This window comes from Segatella hominis, from assembly GCF_019249725.2.
Taxonomy (GTDB): domain Bacteria; phylum Bacteroidota; class Bacteroidia; order Bacteroidales; family Bacteroidaceae; genus Prevotella.
The window spans coordinates 1,914,033-1,934,966 of sequence record NZ_CP137559.1; the positions used below are offsets into that span (position 1 = coordinate 1,914,033).

General features: G+C 46.7%; 12 protein-coding genes and 1 pseudogene. 2 read left to right on the top strand and 11 right to left on the bottom strand.

Annotated features, from left to right (window positions below; genetic code table 11):
• Nucleotides 1-87: 87 nt before the first annotated feature.
• From KUA50_RS07985 to KUA50_RS08035, 11 genes and pseudogenes are all read right to left on the bottom strand, one after another.
• Nucleotides 88-1,410 (bottom strand): sigma-54-dependent transcriptional regulator, encoded by a 1,323-nt coding sequence (locus KUA50_RS07985; RefSeq protein ID WP_005861689.1) that lies wholly within the window; start codon nucleotides 1,408-1,410, stop codon nucleotides 88-90.
• Nucleotides 1,403-3,721, bottom strand: a complete 2,319-nt coding sequence (locus KUA50_RS07990) for an ATP-binding protein (protein WP_005861691.1) — start codon at nucleotides 3,719-3,721, stop codon at nucleotides 1,403-1,405. The genes KUA50_RS07985 and KUA50_RS07990 overlap by 8 nt, the downstream gene beginning before the upstream one ends.
• The gene (gene tet(Q), locus KUA50_RS07995) at nucleotides 3,721-5,646 is read right to left on the bottom strand and encodes a tetracycline resistance ribosomal protection protein Tet(Q) (RefSeq protein ID WP_005861693.1); all 1,926 of its coding nucleotides are present in this window, start codon (nucleotides 5,644-5,646) and stop codon (nucleotides 3,721-3,723) included. Before tet(Q) ends, KUA50_RS07990 begins: the two co-directional genes overlap by 1 nt.
• A 658-nt stretch (nucleotides 5,647-6,304) precedes the next feature.
• Nucleotides 6,305-7,588 carry a DNA methylase gene (locus KUA50_RS08000; RefSeq protein WP_218456813.1) on the bottom strand — a complete coding sequence of 428 codons (1,284 nt, stop codon included), beginning with the start codon at nucleotides 7,586-7,588 and terminating at the stop codon, nucleotides 6,305-6,307.
• Nucleotides 7,572-9,257 carry a group II intron reverse transcriptase/maturase gene (gene ltrA / locus KUA50_RS08005; protein ID WP_256624238.1) on the bottom strand — a complete coding sequence of 562 codons (1,686 nt, stop codon included), beginning with the start codon at nucleotides 9,255-9,257 and terminating at the stop codon, nucleotides 7,572-7,574. The genes KUA50_RS08000 and ltrA overlap by 17 nt, the downstream gene beginning before the upstream one ends.
• A 677-nt stretch (nucleotides 9,258-9,934) precedes the next feature.
• Nucleotides 9,935-14,686, bottom strand: a pseudogene (locus KUA50_RS08010) (DNA methylase); the annotation flags it as partial.
• On the bottom strand, nucleotides 14,673-15,122 hold the full coding sequence (locus tag KUA50_RS08015) for a DUF1896 domain-containing protein (RefSeq protein WP_218456810.1): 450 nt from the start codon (nucleotides 15,120-15,122) through the stop codon (nucleotides 14,673-14,675). The gene KUA50_RS08015 and the pseudogene KUA50_RS08010, both read right to left, overlap by 14 nt.
• 179 nt (nucleotides 15,123-15,301) lie before the next feature.
• The gene (locus tag KUA50_RS08020) at nucleotides 15,302-17,530 is read right to left on the bottom strand and encodes a type IA DNA topoisomerase (protein WP_218456809.1); all 2,229 of its coding nucleotides are present in this window, start codon (nucleotides 17,528-17,530) and stop codon (nucleotides 15,302-15,304) included.
• Nucleotides 17,531-17,628: 98 nt separating this feature from the next.
• Nucleotides 17,629-19,287, bottom strand: a complete 1,659-nt coding sequence (locus KUA50_RS08025) for a DUF4099 domain-containing protein (RefSeq protein WP_218456808.1) — start codon at nucleotides 19,285-19,287, stop codon at nucleotides 17,629-17,631.
• 31 nt (nucleotides 19,288-19,318) lie between these two features.
• Nucleotides 19,319-19,597 carry a helix-turn-helix domain-containing protein gene (locus tag KUA50_RS08030; protein WP_081978971.1) on the bottom strand — a complete coding sequence of 93 codons (279 nt, stop codon included), beginning with the start codon at nucleotides 19,595-19,597 and terminating at the stop codon, nucleotides 19,319-19,321.
• Nucleotides 19,598-19,653: 56 nt separating this feature from the next.
• Entirely contained in the window at nucleotides 19,654-19,974 is a 321-nt protein-coding gene (locus KUA50_RS08035) for a helix-turn-helix domain-containing protein (RefSeq protein WP_218456807.1), read from the bottom strand.
• 240 nt (nucleotides 19,975-20,214) lie between these two features.
• On the opposite strand from KUA50_RS08035, the gene KUA50_RS08040 reads away from it, so the two are divergent.
• Nucleotides 20,215-20,502 (top strand): helix-turn-helix domain-containing protein, encoded by a 288-nt coding sequence (locus tag KUA50_RS08040; RefSeq protein ID WP_071122342.1) that lies wholly within the window; start codon nucleotides 20,215-20,217, stop codon nucleotides 20,500-20,502.
• A gap of 93 nt (nucleotides 20,503-20,595) precedes the next feature.
• Nucleotides 20,596-20,931 carry a helix-turn-helix domain-containing protein gene (locus KUA50_RS08045; protein WP_153094678.1) on the top strand — a complete coding sequence of 112 codons (336 nt, stop codon included), beginning with the start codon at nucleotides 20,596-20,598 and terminating at the stop codon, nucleotides 20,929-20,931.
• Nucleotides 20,932-20,934: the final 3 nt, after the last annotated feature.

A 20,934-nucleotide genomic window follows, 5' to 3' on the forward strand; every position in this document is an offset into this window, starting at 1 on the left:
TCCTATATGTTGGCGGCAAAAAGCTCCTGCCAATCGCCGTTTTTCTCAAATGTTATGCAAAGATAGCCAAATTCAGTGAATTACGGGCTATGATTGCTTGAATTTATATTTAAGTCCATACTCTTCAAGTTTGCTGTATAGTGTTGTTCTGCCTATTCCGAGCAGTTCTGCGGCGACACTCCGGTTGCCGTTTGCCTGTTTCAACGCCCGTAATATCCGTTCCTTATCCTCCACGTCATTGCGCAGGGCGAAACTGACGTGTGAGGTAGGTTTGATTACGGCAAGCTCCAGATGTTCTTTCGTCGCCACACCTTCCTGCGCTTGCAATACAGCTCCCATTATCTTTTGCCGAAGTTCCCGCACGTTGCCCGGCCATGCGTGTGTCAGCAACGCTTTACGTGCTTCGGAACTGAAACCGCTCACATTGCATTCCAATTCCTTGTTGGCTATCTCGCGGAAGAACTCCGCCAACGGCAAGATGTCCTCCTGACAGTCACGCAAGGGCGGAACGGTTATCCCGAAGTCATGCAGACGGTAAAACAGATCCTGCCGGAAACGCTTTTCACTCACTGCCGCCTCCAGATCCTCATTGGTGGCGGCGATGATGCGAACATTGAAACTTCTGTCCGATTTGTCACCGATCGGGCGATACCGCCTCTCTTGTATGGCACGGAGTAACATCTGTTGGGTTTCTAACGCAAGGTTGCCCACCTCGTCCAGAAACAGCGTGCCGCCTTCCGCTTCATAGAAATACCCTTTCTTGGTACTATCCGCACCCGTGAACGCGCCCTTGACGTGTCCGAAGAAAGCTGATGGTGCAAGCTCTTTAGTGAGTGAACCGCAGTCCACCGCCACGAATGGCTTGCCTGCCCGTTTACTTTTGTCGTGCAGGTGGTGGGCAATATGTTCTTTACCTGTTCCGTTCTCTCCGAATATCATCACGCTCATATCGGTAGCGGCTACCAGCCTTATACGGTGCATGATTTTCTGAAAGGCGGAACCTTCACGGGCAAACACGGGCATACGGCGTTGTCCCGCCTGTCGTTCTTTCTGTATGGAACGGAGAAGAGGGACCAGTTTATCCTCCACAAGCTGTTTGGGGATATAGTCTATCGAACCGAGCTTCATGCTTTCCACTGCGGTATGCACTTCGGCATAGTCGGTCATGATAATGAAGGGTTGCATCTTTCCCTCCTTTCGCATCCAGCGCAAAAGGTCTATACCGTTACCGTCAGGCAGACGCAGGTCGGCAACCACGATGTCATTATCCGTTGCCTGTTGCAGATGTTTCTTCGCGGTTGAGAGATGGTAAGCCTTCATAGTGTGGTAGCCCTCCCGTGACAGCATATTGCAGACATATTCGCAATACACAATGTTGTCTTCCACCACAATTATTTTTGTCTTATCCATCTTCGTATTTTCTCCTTTCCTTTTCTGCCAACCGGATTATTTCCGCTCCTTTTTCCAACACGGCAGTCACAGCACGGCTTAACGCTTCACCATCCGGGAGTGTATCGCCATGAAGCAATCCGTAAAGTTCCCTTAGCGGTTGGTCGGCACGTAGTACTTCCCACGAGCTGCGCAGGTGGTGTGTAAGAGAATCCAGCTTTTGCAGGTCTTTCTCTATTGCCGCATCCTGTACCGCCTGCATCTCTTTTTCAGTTTCCGTCATCAACTTATCCAGCATGACGGCTTCATTGCCGTAAGACAGCAAGGCTGAAAAATCAGGTTCTCCGTCCGGTGTCGCTTTTATGGCACATTTGTCGGAAACTTCCATCAGTTCCGATATGGAGAACGGCTTGAACAGGCATCCGGCAAAGCCTTTTGCCAATAGTTCCCCTTTGTTACAACTGCCCGAAGCGGTTGCCACAACCACCGGGATTGTTGGTGAATTGCCCACGTTGGACGAACGCAACAGTTCCAGCAATTCGAAACCGTTTATACCGGGCATATTCAAGTCTGTCAGCAACAGGCTGTATTCTTTCTGGCGTATCATTTCCATCAGTGCCGCAGCATCGGTGCAAGTGTCGCAGTGTATTCCTTCTTGGGAATACATCTCTTTCAGCATCAGAAGTAATACCTCATCATTGTCAATAGCGACAACATCATGGAATTTATTGTTATGATAAACAGGTGTATCGCTTGTATATCCAAGCTGTTCTTCAGCTTCCTGCATAGAAATTTCAACTGTGAAACGACTGCCTTTCCCTTTCTTGCTGTCCAAACGGATTGTTCCGCCAAGCATCGACACAATATTACGCATTATGGCAAGCCCAAGCCCGAAACCCTCCTTTGCGGCGGCATTTGATAGACGTTCAAACGCACCGAACGCTTGTTTCTGTTCCTCTTCTGTCATGCCTGTACCTGTATCTTCAACGACCAGTGTCAGAACTCCATTATCATATTCAGTAATCAAAGAAACACCGCCTTCTTCTGTGAACTTGACAGCGTTTGACAGCAGGTTATTCCCGATTTGTATTATTCGCTCTTTGTCGGTCAATACAATGGCATCGTGTCCAGTCTTCACGGACAAGGACAGCCCTTTGTTCACGGCAACAGGCATGAACTCCGTTTCAAGTGTGTGCGTGATTGCAGAAATCCGGCAGGGTGACAGACGGGGCTGTTCCTTGCCGTTGTCCAGGCGGAAGAAGTCAAGCAAAGTGTTGAGCATATCCCGCATACGGTCGGAGGATTGCAGTATATTTTGGATATATTGCCCATTATTACCGCTATTGCATTCTTTCCGCAAAAGTTCGGTATAGCCGGTTATTGCCGTCAGTGGTGTACGCAACTCATGGGTAATAGTATGTACCGCTTTCTTTCGGGAGGTTATGAGTACCTCATTTTGTTGCATGGACTGTTCCAATTGCTCGATCAAATCCGTTGTCTTGCGTTTGTATCGTTTAATGTTCTTTGCATCACGGTGTATGATGATATAGGAAATGACCAACAGCAAAAGAACAAATCCCATCAAGCCGCCTATCTGCATAAATGATTTTTTACGCATGGCTGTTATCTCGCTTTCTCTATTTTGTAAATCAGATTGTACCTTCTTTTCGATTTGGCAAATCAATCCTTGCAGTTGTCTGTTAAGTTCTGCATTACGGGCAGCAAGACTATCGGCTTGTTCTGACAATCGACGGCTCTGCGCTTTCTGTTCGTTGACCATGTTTCTATTGGATGAACGGAGCGTAGTCGTTGTTGTCGTTGGCTTCGTTCCCTCTTTTTTGCCGAAGATGCTCAAGAAACCTTTTCGTTTTGGCTTTTTGGACTGTTCCTGCACACTTTTCTGCACAATAACCGGAATTTGATTGGCTATCTTCTTGTTAATAGATTGTTGTTCATCCATTAACCGGACTATCTGGAACATCTGTCGTTCCTTATCCTCTAAAAGACTGCGCACACTATCGATGCGCTCTGCTGGATAGGTGACCTTGAAACGGCAGAGCATACTGTCCATTGCCATACGCCGTGCATGGTAATGCTCGATATCTTTATCGTTCCATTCCAGTATCGTTTCACCCAATAGAGAAAATTTTATCATTTGAATATTGATATTGTTTATTTCTTTTCGGAGCTCGTCTATTTTTTTATTGCCAAGTTCTAATGCTTCTATCTCCTGCCATTCATAGAGGCTATTATATGCCATACATCCGATAAGAATGGAGATAAGTATATATCCCAACCGTATTGCCTTATAGAAATTTCCTGACCGCTCCATTATTTTGATGACATTGTTTTTTGAAACATGAATAAAAGTTTATCGTTTTCGTTCATGCGGATATTATCAGAATAACCGCCTTTTGTTATTTGATACCCGCATGGCTTAACCATAAAAATGCCTAAGCCCTTAGTGTATGAACTTATTTCTGAGGCATAGTCTTTACTTGTATTTAATGGAACTTTCCCTTTAATATGACACCACTCATTATTGCAACTGATGTCTTCAATCTCAGACATCATTTTTTGCAAATCTGTAATAGCTTTGGAACTTGCCTCCTGGGGTATCTGCAACTCAAAATATAGCATCGGTTCGAGAATGTCCACACCTGACTGTTGCAAAGCCAGCCTGAAGACATAAGGGGTCAGCTGCCTGAAATCAGCAGGTGTACTTACCGGGCTATAATATTCGGCTTGAGTAAAAGTCACTTTCAGATCTGTCACTTCCCATCCATGTAATCCTGATTGGCAAGACATACGGATTCCTTCAAAAACGGCATTTTGAAAAGAATGGTTCAGATAACCATAGGAGATGTCACTTTCGATCTGCAACCCTGTCCCTAACGGCAAGGGTTCAAGAGTCAGCCCTATTGTGGCCCAATAAGGGTTGGGTGGCACTTCGATCTGAATAATCTTATTGACCTTTTTTACAGGTCGTTCTTTGTAGATAGTCTTGATCTCATCAAAATGGATCTTGACGGAAAACCGTTCTTCCAGCAATGTCTGTATGATTTCCTTTTGGGTCAAACCATATAACGAGATTTCCAATTCATCGCTATATGAGTTTATGGAAAAGGACAAAGACGGGTCTTCAATCCACAATGTATTCAGAGCGGATATAACCTTGCTCCTCTCTTCGGGCTTGTCTGGCCGGACGGAGGATTTGAGAGCGGGATGCTGATGAGATAATCCTTGAATCAAACAAGGCTCAGCACCTAAATAATCTCCGATTCGAAAATCTTCCATATCCTCTACAATCGCGATATCATTGGCACCCACTTCATCAACATTTATCTCTCTGCCCTGATAAATAGTTTTCAGATTTTTAATCTTGATGGATTTTTCCGAATCGTTGATTCTTACAACGTCTCTAAGTCTCAGACTTCCGTCAATTATTTTTAGAAAACTTCTTTTATGTCCTTTGGGGTCATGCTCTATCTTATAGAGATAAGCTGAAAGTCTGTCTGAGACTGATGCCGGAGGAAGTATAAAAGAAGTGATGGCGTCCATCAACTCATTGATGCCGATATTGAACATTGCTGATCCATGTAGCACCGGATAGACTTTGGCTTTTGCCACAAGAGCGATTATCGTATTCCAATAATCAGTCGGTGGAATTTCGCTATCCGCCAAATATCGTTCCAATATGTTGTCGTCATGGTCGCATACAAATTCTTTGTATTCTTCCTTTATATATGTTTGGGAGCAAACTGGATAAACCGATCCATCGACAACAGTTTGCATACACAGGACATCTTGCGACAGATTTGTTTTTATATCCAGATACAAACGCTCCAAATTCACACCGGCACGGTCAATCTTATTGATAAATATAATTGTCGGGATTTGCAGCTTCTGTAAAGTATTGAACAGCAACTTTGTCTGCGCTTGTATGCCTTCCTTTGCGGATAAGATGAGGACTGCTCCATCAAGCATTTTGAATGTCCGCTCCACTTCCGCAATAAAATCCATGTGTCCCGGAGTGTCAATGATATTGCATTTCACCCCGTTCCAGATAATAGATGTCGTAGAAGCCCGGACAGTAATTCCTCTACGTTTCTCTATATCCATAGAGTCTGTTATGGTGTCACCATTATCCACACGGCCGCACTTTTCCGTTGCTCCACTGGCAAACAGCAGATTCTCGGTTACGGAAGTTTTTCCTGCATCAATGTGAGCAAGAATTCCTAAATTTATAATATTCATTTGGATTAAGCAATAATATACTACATTAGATGCGTTGTCGAAACGCACCTTTTAATACCTCCTCGTAGCATGTGAGAACTACAGGATTACTAACTCGTATTAATATGTATATTATTACTGCCGCATAACGATTACAAAATTACACAAAAAAAATATATCTAACAAAAGTGGGAGGATTTTTTAACTTTTTTTATCATAGACATTTTATTAGGGAAGCGTAGGTTCAACTGGTAAGTACAAATAAGTAGAAATGTTTGAACAACACCGTTTTAGGAAGTTGAAAAATCAAGTTTCTCTCTCGGTATAGCGTTTATTTTGGCCAATATCTTCTTTAGTTTGGCATTTGAGTATTTCCCATTCGTGTTCTATTTAGCTCCTTTTATGAGTATGTAGCAAGTTGCTTATCAAATTCAGCCTCTTTGAGGGTCAAATATGGTTTTGCAAATGGTGACTGACAAGACATAAACAAGGTCAGCAGGAATTTTTTACATAAATGGACATGAATGTATATAACCTAAAATAAGAATAAATTTTAATAAGGGCTGCCCAAAAAGAAAAAATGCAGTTACCATCCTACAGATACTTGCAGAGAGGATAAAATTTACTTTTAGACCTTTTGGGATAGCCCCTATTAATACTTCAGATAAAATTCCTAAGGTTATATTTTCAATCCTTTGAACCGGGTTTCCTCCTTGGCATACAGCCCCGGATGCCCAGTTATGGTGTGATTGGGGATAATACTTTCCGATGGATTGCGTATCTGCGGCGGTGCATTTTCGGAATATTGCGCCTGCCTGTTCCGCACATCTTCCGCTTCCGGCTTGACCTGTTGCCCTTCGTTCTCCTTTTCGGCGACTTCGGGCGTGGGCGGCGCAAGTTCCAGTTGTATTTTTCGGTCAAGTGCGGCAAGTTCAGACTTCAATTGTTTCAGTTCTTCCTCTTTCTTCCAAGTCTTGCCAGCTATCTCTTCCAGTTGCGGTATTTCCTTTTCCAAAGCCTTGCATCTTGAATCATACTGCTCAATGTAGCTTGGTATCTTCTGTAAGGCATTCAGAAAGTTGTTTGCCGCTGCTATCGGGTCCGACTTGGCAATGTGACCGTAGTTGTACTGGTACTTGTAATTGCCCTCGACAAAAAAGCGGTTGTCAACAAATGGAAGACCATTCTCGAAACTTGTCTCGCTGACAATCTTGACTGGGAATCCGTAGATTTCTCCAATCCGCTTGTATTGTCCGCCAGTTGTCTCTTTCTCCGCCAACATTTGCAGATGCTTTCCTATAACCTCTAAGTTCGTGGACTCCACACCATCAAGAGTGATGAGGTTGAGGATGTTTCCGTCCTTGTCTTTCTTGGCTTTGCCCATAAACTTGCCGTAGTCCTCGGTCATTCCCTTGAGAGAGGCTTTGTTGTTGCCCAACTCTGCCGTCTTTGACTGCAACTTTGTTTCTGAGTCACGTTTGCCCTTGTTAAACGATTTGCGCTCACCCTCCAGAGAAGCAATCTTCTTCTCCAACTTCGCCTTGTCAAGCAAGTCGGTATTTCCGGAGAGAATAGCCATATACTCGGAAAAATTCATGCCCGATTTCTCGTCCATTGCTCCCTCGTCAATGGTTCTCGCCCCCAAGGCTCCGCTTTTCAACTGTGAGATGAACGTCTGCTTGCAGTGCAGCAGATTGAACTTGTACGAGTCAAGCGACTTTTCCACCGCATAGATGATGACATCAACCTTGTTGTCGGCATACAGCTTGGCAATCTCGTTGCCGGCACGCACGCCTCGACCGTCACGCTGTGCCAAGTCTGACGGTCGATCGGGTAGGTCAAGGGCATTGCTGCCCTCTTCCCCCCTAAGAACCGTACATGAGAGTTTCCCCTCATACGGCTCAAGCTTTTCTAAGCCTCTGTTTGTATGCAGAGACCGGCTCAAACTACTTCTTGTTTCCATTTGATTTGCGGGATAATTTAAAACATTCATCATGAACCAACAGATTGCATTTCTTTCCGTTTTGAACGGTTGGCATGACATTCCATGCCTTGTGCGTATCAATAGGCTCACCGCATATAGGACATTTGCGTCCTTGCTTTTCCCATAGGTACAGCAGTGACTTGCGTCCTTTTAGCGTAACAAGCATTTTCGACTTCTTTCTTTTATAGAAGTACAGACGACAGTCTGCATCAAACGGGTTCATGTCTCCTTTAATCTGCGTGTATTGCAGGAATGGAAACGATGAAGTCAGAGACAATAATGTCAATTGGTCTTCCTTTCCGTTTGGTTTCTTGAATTTTGAAGCGAAAGTCCATTTGTTCCCTCGAATGTCATGCCAATATCGGTCTTTTATCCACCGTTTCCCTTTCTTGGAATGACGGCGTTTTGCCCATTGCCATAGTGAGAGGAATATCTGATGGTCGATTCTGTGAAATGAATCACGTGTCGCTCCATGCTGATAATAACCTCCCCATCCTCGGATTTTAGAGTTCAATATTCTGATTAACGACTCCTGTCTGCAACCCTTGTTCTCCTTAATTACCTTACGGATATTCTCCATAAAGCGTTTCTCGGATTTCTTTGTCGGCTTGGTCAATATGTCCTTGCCGTATTTGCGGATATTAAAGCCAAGAAAATCAAAACCGTCATGCACGTTGGTTATCACCGTCTTTTCCTCTGATAAGGTCAGACCTCTTTCAGACATAAATTCAGCAACCAATGGCTTGATTTCATTTTCAAGAGTTTCCTTGTTCTCGCAAGTGATGATAAAATCATCCGCATAACGTACAAGGTTCACCATTGGTGAATACAACTTACCATTAACATGATGGCGCTTATATCTATCTGCAAGAGCTTTCTGCAATCCGTCCAAAGTCATATTGGCAAGTGTCGGAGAAATTATACCACCTTGCGGTGTTCCTTCCTCGGTCGGGAACATTTGCTTGTTGAAAACATAGCCACATTTCAACCATTTTCGGAGTATTGCCTTATCCATTGGGATATTGGCAAGTAACCACTCATGGCTGATATGGTCAAAACACCCTTTTATGTCACCCTCCAAAATCCATTCGGGAGAATATCCCTTTCGGAGAATGTTATGACATTGCTGTACTGCATCCATACAGCAGCGTTCCTTGCGGAAACCGTATGAACGAGTATCAGCTGTAGTTTCTGATACAGGCTCCAATGCCATAAGATAGAGTGCTTGCATGGCTCTGTCTTTCATTGTCGGTATTCCCAACGGTCGCAGTTTGCCGTTGCTCTTCTTGATATGAACTCTTCTCAGCGGCATTGGCTGGTAGCCTCTGCGTTTGAGTTGGGTTATTGCTTGCGTTTTAGCTTTAGGGGTATCCCATATTTCTTTGTCAACCCCAGGAGTACAACCACCCCCGTTAGAAGTAACCCTCTTTACGGCTAAGGCTTTTGCGTAAAAAGAGTGGGTAAGCGTCCATTGCAAGGCTTTCACCTTGTTATGTCTGCCTTCCTTCTGAGCCTTTACAATACGAGCTTGAAGCTTCTTAACAGCTTGCTCCGCCTTAGTCCAGTCTATTCTGTCCCAATTTGATTGCAGGTTGTCAGTCGGCGCACACGATTGGTCGAGGAGATTTTCTTTGATTTTATCGTTCATTTGCATTCCTACTTTAAAAAGTTCTAAAAGTTTATTGTAAAGAATTACCATTTGGCTAATGTTGGGTATTTGCCTCCCAAACATTACCACAGAAGTCTGCCCACTTTCGTGGTAGGTTGATGTTGTCCCTTGTCAACTCGTGATAAGTGGCTCAAACCCTATCCGTCCCATTACAGAACGGCATTCGCTTTCTCTGTTATCTTATACCTGCACATCATTCAGCATCCATTACTTTCAGCTTACCTGTCTTTTGTCTGACAGGAGATGTACAGGCTTACCATGTTCCACATAGATAACTAACGGATAGGTTAGGTTCTGTCTCATCCTCCGACGGTCTTTACATCCGTGTAATCCTACCATGGAGAGGATTATCTGACCGCATCCCATTTTGGGTAGAGTGTATCAGTATCTTGCACTCTTTTACGACTTTACGAAGTTTACTAACAGTTCGCTTACGCTAACCATACTATCCAGCCTCGCCACTCTACGGTATGATACTAACCATACTTGACTTCCCCTCACGGTTCTGTCTTGTCTTGTGAAAGTGTACTTTGTCCCGACCGCTTAATACAACATTAAGGTGCATCGGTCGGTAGGCTACCGCTGACGGAACAGCGGGTTAAAACTGATACTTAAAGTATCATTCCAACAATTATCTATGCGACTTCATGTCGCACCCACGGTGTATCCAAATGATGAATAGCCACACACCGTTTTTGCGCGTTTACACCTGTACCCAACATGGAGGTGGAGCCGAACAATACTCGTACCGAACCCTCGTTCATGGCTGCTATCACCGCCTTTCTTGCCCTCTCGTTCTTGCACTCCTGAATGAAGCGGATTTCAGACGACGGTATGCCGTAATCCTCTATCAGCTTACGCTTGATTTCTGAATACACGTTCCATTCGCCCGGTCGGTATGTTCCCAAGTCGGAGAACACGAACTGCGTGCCCTTGTGATTGTCATAGCGTTTGTAATAGTCCGCTATCATCTTGGCACAATGGCTTGCCTTGTTGTCGGAATGGTCCTCACAAGTCGGGTCTATCATGCGCATGTCGAGAGCCATCTTTCGGGCATAGTCTGTGGCTATGAGCATCTTTGCCTTCTCTTCCGTTTCCGACAGTGGCAGTCTGCCGAGGATGGTGGCATCGCCCGTCTTGGCAAACTCCATCAGTTTTTGGATGAAGTCCTCCTGCTCGGGTGTCGGCGGTATGTTATGAAGAATCTCGTTCTTCTGTGGTCTGTCCACACCAACCGCCTCCGCCGTGCGATAGTCGGTTATCTCGTTGTAGAAGGCAGCAAGCTCCGGCACTTTGATAAAGTATCTGAAACGTTCCTTCTGCACGATGTTGTTGGTGACGTTAAACTCGAAGTCGGTAGTCTTCTTGGCGAAGATGGCCGCCCACGCATCGAAGCAGCGGATGTCCTGACGCTCCAGTTCCTTGGGGCGCAGGTACTTGAAGAGCAGATACAACTCTGTTAGTGAGTTACTGATGGTTGTTCCCGACAGGAATGTCGCTCCCAAGTCTCTGCCTGTCCGCTCCTGTATGGTTCGGATGGCAAAGAGCATGTTGAGTGCCTTCTGGCTTCCCTCGCTGTTGCCGAGTCCTGCCACACGGTCATGACGGGTGTTGAACATGAGGTTCTTGAACTGGTGGCTCTCGTCCACAAACAAGTGGTCGATGCCCATCATGCGGAAATCCACCACATCATCGGTACGTTGCTCGATGCTGTAGGCTATCTTCTGCAACTTCACCTCCAGATTCTGCTTTCGCTTTTCCAAGCCTTTGAGCATTCCCCGTGACACGTCTTTGCCCTGCGTGCGTATCACCTCCAAGTTTTCCTCCACGGTATCAAGCTCTGCCTGCAATATCTGCCGCTGGAGTTCTGGCGATTGCGGTATCTTCCCGAACTGGTCATGCGACATGATTACACAGTCATAGTCGTTGTTCTTGATGTTGTTGAAGAAACTGACACGGTTCTTGGTGGAAAAATCCTTCTCCGAGGCATAGAGTATCCTCGCATGGGGATAAGCTGTCTGATAGGTGGCAGCTATCTCCGCGACATTGGCTTTCAGTCCGATAATCATCGGCTTATGAGCCATACCGAGGCGTTTCATCTCATGCGCAGCCATGCACATGATGAGGGTCTTGCCTGTACCTACGGCGTGGTCACATATCCCGCCGCCGTTCTGCAAAAGCATCCAAACACAGTCCTTCTGACTTGGATACACACTCTTGACTCCATACTTTCCGCCAAGGGCTTTCAAGTCCAAGCCGGGGAAGGTCTGGTGAGAACCGTCATACTTCGGACGCACAAAGCAGTTGAACTTCCGGTTGTACATCGTTGTCAAGCGTTCCTTAAAGGAGTCAGACTGCTCTTCCAGCCATTCAGTGAACCCGTTGCGGATTTCGTCAATCTTGGCATTGGCGAGCTGTATGCCCTCACTGTCACGCACCTTGATGTCGTTGCCGTGTTCATCCTCACCGATGCTCTTCATCATGTCGGGACAGGTGTTGTGCAGGGCATGTTTCAGGAGACTCATGCCGTCATATTGGCGGTAATATCCCTTCACCATATACTCATCCGTGATGGCCATGGTCTTCATACTGCATTTTGCCGAATATTCGTCCATGCTGTCGGAATAGACGATGCTGACCTGTGTATTGAAGAGGTGGCTCATGTAAGCGGAATAGACACCTGTAGGTATCCAACGCTCACCGAAGTTGAAGTCCAGGTCCTCAAAGGCTATCGGTTCGGGAAAGCTTGCCTTCAAGGCTTCCAACGACTCTCTCACGATTGCATGGTCTGGATTTTCCTTCAGCCATTCTTCTATACGCTCCGCTTTCTCTATGACATTGCCAGCAATGAAGCGGTCGGCTATCTCGTAGCCGTCTATGAGCGGATTGTAATAGATGCGTCCTTTAAGCGCTTCCGTCAGTTCCTGTTCCGGCATATCCGATAATTCTGTCATATACGGCAAGTCGATACGGCCGAACTTGTTGAGCGAGGCGGTGAGCGCTTCCTCTGGAGAATCAACATGGCTGACCTCGTCAAGCGAAAAAGATACAGGATGGTCGAAGATGTCTGACTTTGTGAACTGTCCGTTTTCCACCCGTTCCAATGACAGCATGTCGCGCCCTGAGGCATCCATAAGGATGAACTTCACGCTCTGCTTGGCATTGAGGTTGCCGAAGCGGATGAAGAAAGCGTCATAATAGACATTCAGACTCTCACGCATCTGCTTGTTTTCCGTCTGTTCTTCCGCTTCATAAGTGTAAAGTTTCTGATAAGCATCACGGAGGGCGATATACAAGACTGCCTTTTCTTTCTGCTCCATATTCAGATCTAACGGCATGAAGGTAGCACCATACTTGGTAAGGTCTTTCAATACACCGATGTTTCTGGCAGAGTCGAGCACCATAGAACCCTCACGATGAAAACTTTCCAGTTTCTCATCAAATGGACGGGGCTTCATAACATCCTCTTTCTTCCTTGCCTGCTCTTCCCGCTTTCTTTCTTGCTCTTTTTGTTGTTCCCGCTCATGATTTGTTTCTTCCAATATGTTCTGAGTCTTGGAATCTTCTTTTGCCTCATTCTCTTTCGACTGTCCATGCCCGATTTGAGCTTTGAGAACTTCTATCGGTTCCATCGGAGGTTTGAACTTCGGATCAAGCGTATCTTCAACGCCCAGAGCCTTGAGTTGCTCCTGACGGTGCAGTTCCGCCTTTTGGCGCAGCCGTACCCTGTCTTCGGGAGCCATGGTCATCATCATCTCGTAAAAGCCGTTGATTGGCGGATTCTCTTCCCAAGAGATGCTTGCGTATGGCTCATCACCAGGCAGGATTGGTTTTGTCTCCTGTGCTGTTTCCTGCTCTTTTGCATCTGTCAACGAAGGCTTTTCTTCTTTTTCCACAGGCTTTGTCACAACTTCAAAAGTCGGATTGACGCTTTTTACCAATGGACTTGCTTTCTTTCTTGACACTTTCTTGGCGACAGCACCCACTGTTACCTCTGCTTTTTTCTTCGTTGAATGTACAGCCTGACGGTTTTCTTCTTCCATTCCCCAAAGGTCAAACAGCGTCATTTGGACTGGTGGCTGCTGATGATTGGACTTTTGGGATAGCTCTGCATCATCAGTAGGCTTTTCCTGCTTTTGCAAGGATACTACCGTATCGTTCTGCTTTTCCTCAAAGGAAGGCTTTATCTTCTCTGTTTTTTCTATCTTTTCTGTATCTTCTACCTCCTTAACTTCCTCAGCCATTGTTTCCTCTATCCCCAAGTATCGGTTCAATTTGAGGTTCTTCTTAAAGTCTTCATGGAGCATCTTTCGCAAATCCTCTGCAATGCCTTCCACACCATCCTCATGCGTGTATATCATTGCAGGTTTGCCGAACGGGTCAGTATCCAACTTTGCTGTTGTATGGATAATGCGTTCCGGATGCTCCAGAAAGTAGTTGTTTGTCGGAATGCGGTTCTCGTCATTATAGACGGTATCAAGCAGGTTGTCGTCTCCTCGCAGCGACTCCTTTTGGCTGTTTTTCTGGAGGATGATGAGGTCACTGCCCACTTCCGTATTGGCATTTTCCGTGAACAGGTTGTTGGGAAGACGAATCGCTGACACGAGATCTGCATGATAGAGCATCATAAAACGCGCGGCACTGTTGTTTTTGGCATTCAATACGCCTTGTGAGGTGATGAAGGCAACTAACCCGCCGTCCCTTACCGTATCAAGAGCCTTGACAAAGAAGTAGTTGTGTATGCGTCTGGTGACAAGTGCCCTCATGCCTTTCATGGCTGTATAGGACGGATCAAATACGGCAACATCGCCAAACGGAATATTTGAGATGGCGAGGTCGAAGTAGTCATTGAAAGGCTTTTCTATCTTCTCGAATCCCTCTATGCGCACTTTCTGCTTTGGGTGCAGATGGCGAAGTATCTTTCCCGTAAGCAGGTCTTTTTCAAATGCCATAATGTCTGCCTTGGGATTGTTATCCAAGACGGAATCGACAAAGACACCGATGCCTGCCGAGGGTTCAAGAACCTTTTCGGGGATGATATGATGCTCTTTCAATACATCCGCCAAAGCCTCTGTAATGGCTGACGGCGTGTAGAATGCCGTGAGGACAGACTGTTTCAGACTGTCCATCAACTGTTTGTACTCGCTTTCGTTCTTGCTGTTTTCACGGATAAGTCTATGCAGCTCCACGGTTGGAGCAAACAACTCAAGGTCTGACTTTGCCCAATGGACGGCATCCGCCAGTTCCCTGGCAGGGTTCAGGATGCACTTCAATCCACCGAATCCGCAGTAACGCTCCAGAAGGAGACGCTCACGGGCGGTCGGTGTGCGCTGTTCCCTGTCAAGGATGAATGCCGTCTCTATCGCCTTGATGTTGTCGTTCAGACGTTGCTTTCTATTGTACGCCATTTGACTCTATGAAAAGGGCTACGGCTCCCGTCAACTCTGTGTAGAGCTGGTCGTAGTCCGGTGACTGGGCAAAATCGTCATCGGTGAGGTTGTAAATGGAATACACGTTATCAACCAAAGGCAGGAGGTTCTTGACAAACGCTTCCTGATCTTCTACTGCTACCTCCAGTGGAAACTCACTGTCAACAACATCATACAGGATGCTGTACTTGGAAAAGCGGAGACCTTTCAGCAATGCTGCCATGGCAAGTTCTTGTGCCGCATCGGCAAAGAGGGCATCACGCCGTGCCTGCTCATATACTTCTGCGGCATGGTCTGCACGTTCGCGGATAAAGTCCGCATCGTTGGCTTGTGGAAAACGGTTCTCCCTGAGATGGTTCAGGAGGTACAGTCCGTAATAGGACAGTTCTGTCTGTGCCTGTTTCTTTCTGTTCATCTGTCTGTTGAATGGATTAAGTGGTGAATAATAAACCGTGGATGGCGGTTGGTGTTTGTGTGAAAGCAAGAAAAGGCACTCGGTATCCCTCCGAGTGCCGCCACTTAATCCACAGTAAATAAAAGCATCCTGAATAAAGACACCATTTATGAACCATGTTTCGGTGGCAAAGGTACAAACTATTTCTTGTATCTCTTCACATTTCCTCGCTTTTCTGCTGTTTTGCGCTCTGCAAAGACGAATTTCGTGTTGAAATTCTCGTCAAAGGCTATGGCTGCGGAGAATGGTTTGCCTTGCTTGCTGGTGAAACCATTGAGCGTTCTGGTCTTGCCCTTGGTAAGCAAGTCGGTGATGTCGGCATCAGTGAGCAACTTTCCTGCTACCTGCTTGAACACTGGCATACCGCACTCCTTGTTACTGCATCTTACTACCTTTCCGAAGAACTGCATAGTGCCTTGCTTGCATTTAGGACACTGGCAGCCGGAATCCTTGTGGCTGAAAAGTCTGTCACAACCTAACAGCTCCGCAGTGATTTCACGGGTATAGCCTTCGATACTATGGGTGAACCCGTCTGCACTTGCTTCACCTCGTTCAATCTTGGCAAGTTCCGCCTCCCATTTGCCCGTCATCTCCACATTGGCAATCGCCATGTTCTTCACCACGGAATGTAGGGCGAGTCCTTTTTCTGTCGGCACAAGTTTCTTCTTCTGGCGCACCATATACTCTCGTTTGAGCAGGGTTTCGATGATGGCGGCACGTGTAGCTGGTGTACCTATGCCGCAGTCCTTCATTGCCTGGCGCATCGTATCATCTTCTATCTCTTTGCCTGCGGTTTGCGTTCCGCCAAATCCGGCTGCACTCGGCAAATCCAAACAAGTTTGGATCTGCTCTCGCTTGCACGGATTTTCCATTGCTGCAAGCAATGTGGATTCCGTATGCAATGGCTTCGGTTTGGTCTTGCCCTCCGTGATGGTGCAGCCAGAAAGAGTGACATGCTGTCCTTCTTGCCAGTTGGGAATGACTTGCTCCTTGACCTCATTGTCGGTTGCGTCTGCATCCTTGTCCAGCCTGTTGTTCTTTTCCTTGAGCGACAACGCTCGCCAGCCAGTCTGTCGGATGATGGAGCCACTGATGCCAAATTCGACGTCATGATCCACTTGCGCCGTTACTGATGTGATGTCCTTGATGCAGTCTGCCGAGAACGCTTCAATCATCCGGCACAATATCATGTCATAAACGATTTTCTCGTCCTTGAAAAGACCGATGGCAGGATTCTCTGTGATGAGCAGGGCATGGTGATCGGTCACCTTGGCTGCATTCACGCTGTTCTTGCTGTAGTCCTCACTGCCAGGCAAGAGTTTCACTTTTTCTCCATATTCCGAATGATTCTCCAGATTTTTGAAAAGTTTGGGAAGGGTGGCAAATACATCATCCGAGATATAGCGGCTTGATGTTCTTGGATAGGTGATGAACTTTGCCTCGTAGAGTTTCTGGGCGATGGAGAGTGTATGCTCTGCCGTGAAGCCATGCTGGGAGTTGGCTTCTTTCTGCAAGGTGGTGAGGTCGTAAAGGAGCGGTGCCTTCTCCACCTTTCGCTTGGTTGCGACCTTTGTTATGATGGCAGAACCGGTATCTTTCACCTTATTATATATGTCGGTTGCGATGGCTTTGTCTGTCCATCGGTTGGCAGATGTGAACTTCAGTATATTGCCACTGTCTGCATCAACCACACCGAAGTGTACCTGCCAGAACGGTTTCGACTCGAAACGCTTGTGTTCCCAATAGCGTTCGCACACCATGCCAAGGGTCGGAGTCTGCACACGACCTACGGAATAGGTGCCACGTCCTGCGGCTATCGTCAGGGCTTGTGTGCCGTTGATGCCGACGAGCCAGTCTGCCTCACTTCGTGCCTTGGCTGCATGATAGAGATTGTCATACTCCTTTCCGTCCTTGAGGTTCTGAAGTCCCTCACGGATGGCAGTGTCCGTAAGCGAACTGATCCAGAGACGGTCGAAAGGTTTCCTGCAACCGAGATACGCATAGAGGTATCGGAAAATCAATTCTCCCTCACGTCCGGCATCGGTTGCTACGATAATGCGCTCACTGCTGTCAAACAGCTTGCCGATAATTTTAATCTGGGCAAGCACACCTGCATCGGGTTTGTAGCCGTTCTCTGTCTTGACTTGTCGGGGAACAAGAACGAACGGGTCGGGAACCACAGGCAGATTCTCTGCATGGAATCCCTTCATGCCGTAAGTTTCCGGCATGGCTGGCTGCACTAAATGTCCGAATGCCCATGTCACAAAATAGCCATTGCCATGCATATAGCCTTCCTCACGCTTGTCAGCTCCCACAATGTGGGCGATTTCCTTGGCTACGCTTGGTTTCTCTGCGATGATTGTCTTCATTGTCTGTTGTTTTTGTGACATCCGCAACCGTGGGATAGACGGTCGCAGATGTCGGTTGTTATGATGGATGATTAACTCTGTGGATCAAGTGGCGGCAACTACATCTTCACGCTTCTTGCCTTTCTCTTTGGCTTCTGTTCCTCAGCGTTCTGTTCCTTCTGCTGCTTTTCGTTCTTTGGCGCAGACTGTCCCGGACTCAGCGGCTCCTTGGTGTGCTTGGTCGCCTCATGGGTCTTGCCCTGCTCGTTGACGGCGACTTGTACCTTGTTCTCATTGGTAGGAATCTGTTCCTTTGCCTGCTTTAGGTCGGGGTTGTTGCGGTAGGAACGTGGCTGCATCTTGTCGAAGTCGAACTTTACGTAGGCGGTATAGGTACCGGTGCCGTTCTTGTTGGGCACTTCCTTGATTTCTATGGTCTTGCCTGCCACATAGTCGTCCTTCTGCTGCTCGGTCAACTCCTTCTTGAAATAGGTGTTGAGTCGGCGGATGGTTCCATCCTCATTGAGCCAGTGGTTGGGATTTTGTTGCTTCTTCTGACCGCCCGTATCACCTTCTGCCTTCTGCTCCTGCTTGTCAGCGGTCTGCTTCTTGTCGCCATTCTGTTTCTGACCTTGTGCCTGTCTTGTGCTGCCAGGCACGAACTCCACACCACGCTGTTCCACATTCACCTGCAGCAGCGGTGTAAACTTGCGCCCGTTGGCAAGCTCAATCTCCTTGCGAAGCGGAATACCTGAGTAGAGCACTCTCTTGTCGTCCTTGGTAATAGGTGTCTTGCCGATGGTATCGGGTATGCGCACCTTGTTGGTAGGTATGTCAACAATCTCATTGGTGAGACGGTCGATACTGATGAAATGAGGACGCAGCTCACCTGTGTTCTTGTCGGGGAAATCCACTACCTTTCCGAGGTTGCCGTTCTGCAACAGGTTCTTCTTGTCCTCTGGAGTGAAGGTATAGCCTTTGTAAGCGACATCGAGTTTTGGCTCATTGCGCACGAAATGCGGCACGAGTTGCAACTGGTCGTTATCGTCCTTGCGGAATGACAGACGGGCCTGTATCTCTATCTGTTCACCGCCGAAGGTCGGCTTCACAATCACAAGCCCCGTCTTGCCGTAGTTGAGCAGGGCTTTCATATCCTTCTCATTCATACTGTTGAAGTCTATGCCATATTTGGCACCCAATTCCTGCAGGTTCACATCGTTACCACTAATGAGGTTCTGCTTTACACCCGGAGCGGTCTGTGCCTGCTGTTCGGTTGCGGTCTGTTCTGGTTTCTGTTCCATGTCGTTCTCTTTTTCGTTGGTTTGTTCAGATGATACATTCTCTTTTTCTGTGTTAGCTTGCGTCTTGGACGCATCGTCCGATGATGCGGTTTCTTTCGCCTGACCTTCCGATTGCTTTGCCTCTTTCTCATAATTGGAGGTGTCAACCTTGTGGGCGGAAAGAATCTCCTTGTTAGCCTCCGGATCTTTCAGCAACTCCTTCATCACGCCAAGCAGGTTTTCCACCTGGTCTGCCGCGATGCGGTAGAATCCGAATCGGCTTGGCTCCTTGCACTGGCGGAAGAAGTTTCGGAAGAAACTGTCCATCAAGTCACTGTTGCGGTCAAAACGCAGGAAGTCTGGCGCGTTCTCCGCCTTGGCGGGCGCTCGCTTCGGTGTGCCGTCCCTGCTGAGTCCGGCGACGACACTGATTTCGCCCGTCTTTTCGTCACGGACTACCAGCACGTCCTGTTCATCACTCTTTTTCTTTTGTACCATAATTGTAAATGTTTAATGGTGAATACTGTTGTTATTTGAATTTCTGATGAATGCGAGTCAAGTAATGCTCCACATTCTCTTTCTTGAATTCTTTGACATTATTCTCTACAAACTGCATCACATCCTCTTCCGTGTAATAGGTTTTCTGCCCCAAACGCTTGTAGGGAAGCACTCCCAGACTGCGATAGCGTTGAAGGGAACGAGGGGATATTTGAAATAAGAGGCAGAGGTCTTGGTTGTCAAGCAATTTTTCATTGATGGCAGAACTTCCTTTTTGCTCCGTCTCTCGTTCGTGTCTCAACATCAGCATGTCGTAGATGCCGTCTATCTTTTTGTGTAGGTCATGAAGATATAACTCCAGTTTTCTCAATGTTCCATCTTCCATGCTCTTGTTTCCTTTGCTATTGTTCGTTCCTCAACCATTCTTTCAATGGCTTCAACTTGGTATCGGCATTGATTGCCAATTTTAATAAAATCAATGCGGTTCTCTGAGCGCATTCGCTGCAAGGTGCGCTTGCTCACACCAAGCATCTTAGCTGCATCGTCATTGGTCAACATCGGCTTCAATCCCTTACCCGTCAAGTTCTCTTGAAATGCCATTTTTGCCAATCGCGCGTACTGGACTATTTCTGTCAACTGTTCTGTCAGCTTTTTGAAGGCTGCACTTTCCATTGTTATTACTTCCATTCTAATTCCGTTTGAAATGTTATATAATTCGTTGTTTTATTTCTCGGCGGCAAAATTAACCATTTGCGAAATACCCGTTTAACAACTCATTAATGACCCACGTATAATTTTCTTGATTTTTCTTGCCAAGCGGTCGGCAAACCCCAGAAAAGCACTGCCACAGTTATTCATTTTCATTGTTTTTCTACATACACACATTAACTTTGCACCCGAATTTGTTGAACCAATAAAACAGAGAATATGGAAGTAGTAACAATGGAAAAGAAGGCATTCGACTTGATGATGGCAAGATATGATGCCTTGGTAAAGAAAGTTGAGTTGCTGAAGCATAAGGCTAACGGCAAGCGTCTGAACAAATGGCTTACAGGTCATGAGGTCTGCCAGCAACTTCGCATCAGCCAGCGCACCTTGCAAAAACTTCGCGACCGCCGTTTCTTGGGGCATACCCAGATAGGTCGCCAATTCTATTACTGCCCCGAAGAGGTCAAAGCCATCGTTCCGCTTATCGCCAGAATCAAATCGGTATAGCGTAAAGCCAAACTCGCCCAAGGCAAAGCCTAAAACTTCACCCTGTGCGAGCCTACACATTTTATATTCACCACTTAATCCAAATTGTAAACAATGAACATGAACCAACTTCTTACGCATGAGAGCAAGTCGATAGACACCGCCATGCAATCCTTGAAGAAAGCCAACAACTGGCTATCTTCATTCATCGAGTCCTACAGCCCACCTTTGGACGGGGAGCGATACCTCACCGACAAGGAACTCTCCGAGCATTTGAAGCTTAGTCGCCGTACCTTGCAGGAATATCGCAAACAAGGCATCTTGCCCTACATTATATTATGTGGCAAGACCCTCTATCCGGAATCCGAGATACAAGCACTTCTCACTGGTAATTATCGCAAGCCGATAATCGACGGCAATGTTTCACAAGGGGAGGGTACTGCTTCATAATAG

Bases quoted from the DNA above. Each gene is read 5' to 3' on its own strand.
- KUA50_RS07985 (WP_005861689.1), bottom strand. From the start codon at position 1,410: ATGGATAAGACAAAAATAATTGTGGTGGAAGACAACATTGTGTATTGC.
- KUA50_RS07990 (WP_005861691.1), bottom strand. From the start codon at position 3,721: ATGGAGCGGTCAGGAAATTTCTATAAGGCAATACGGTTGGGATATATA.
- KUA50_RS08000 (WP_218456813.1), bottom strand. From the start codon at position 7,588: ATGGAAACAAGAAGTAGTTTGAGCCGGTCTCTGCATACAAACAGAGGC.
- ltrA (WP_256624238.1), bottom strand. From the start codon at position 9,257: ATGAACGATAAAATCAAAGAAAATCTCCTCGACCAATCGTGTGCGCCG.
- KUA50_RS08015 (WP_218456810.1), bottom strand. From the start codon at position 15,122: ATGAACAGAAAGAAACAGGCACAGACAGAACTGTCCTATTACGGACTG.
- KUA50_RS08020 (WP_218456809.1), bottom strand. From the start codon at position 17,530: ATGAAGACAATCATCGCAGAGAAACCAAGCGTAGCCAAGGAAATCGCC.
- KUA50_RS08025 (WP_218456808.1), bottom strand. From the start codon at position 19,287: ATGGTACAAAAGAAAAAGAGTGATGAACAGGACGTGCTGGTAGTCCGT.
- KUA50_RS08030 (WP_081978971.1), bottom strand. From the start codon at position 19,597: ATGCTGATGTTGAGACACGAACGAGAGACGGAGCAAAAAGGAAGTTCT.
- KUA50_RS08035 (WP_218456807.1), bottom strand. From the start codon at position 19,974: ATGGAAGTAATAACAATGGAAAGTGCAGCCTTCAAAAAGCTGACAGAA.
- KUA50_RS08040 (WP_071122342.1), top strand. From the start codon at position 20,215: ATGGAAGTAGTAACAATGGAAAAGAAGGCATTCGACTTGATGATGGCA.
- KUA50_RS08045 (WP_153094678.1), top strand. From the start codon at position 20,596: ATGAACATGAACCAACTTCTTACGCATGAGAGCAAGTCGATAGACACC.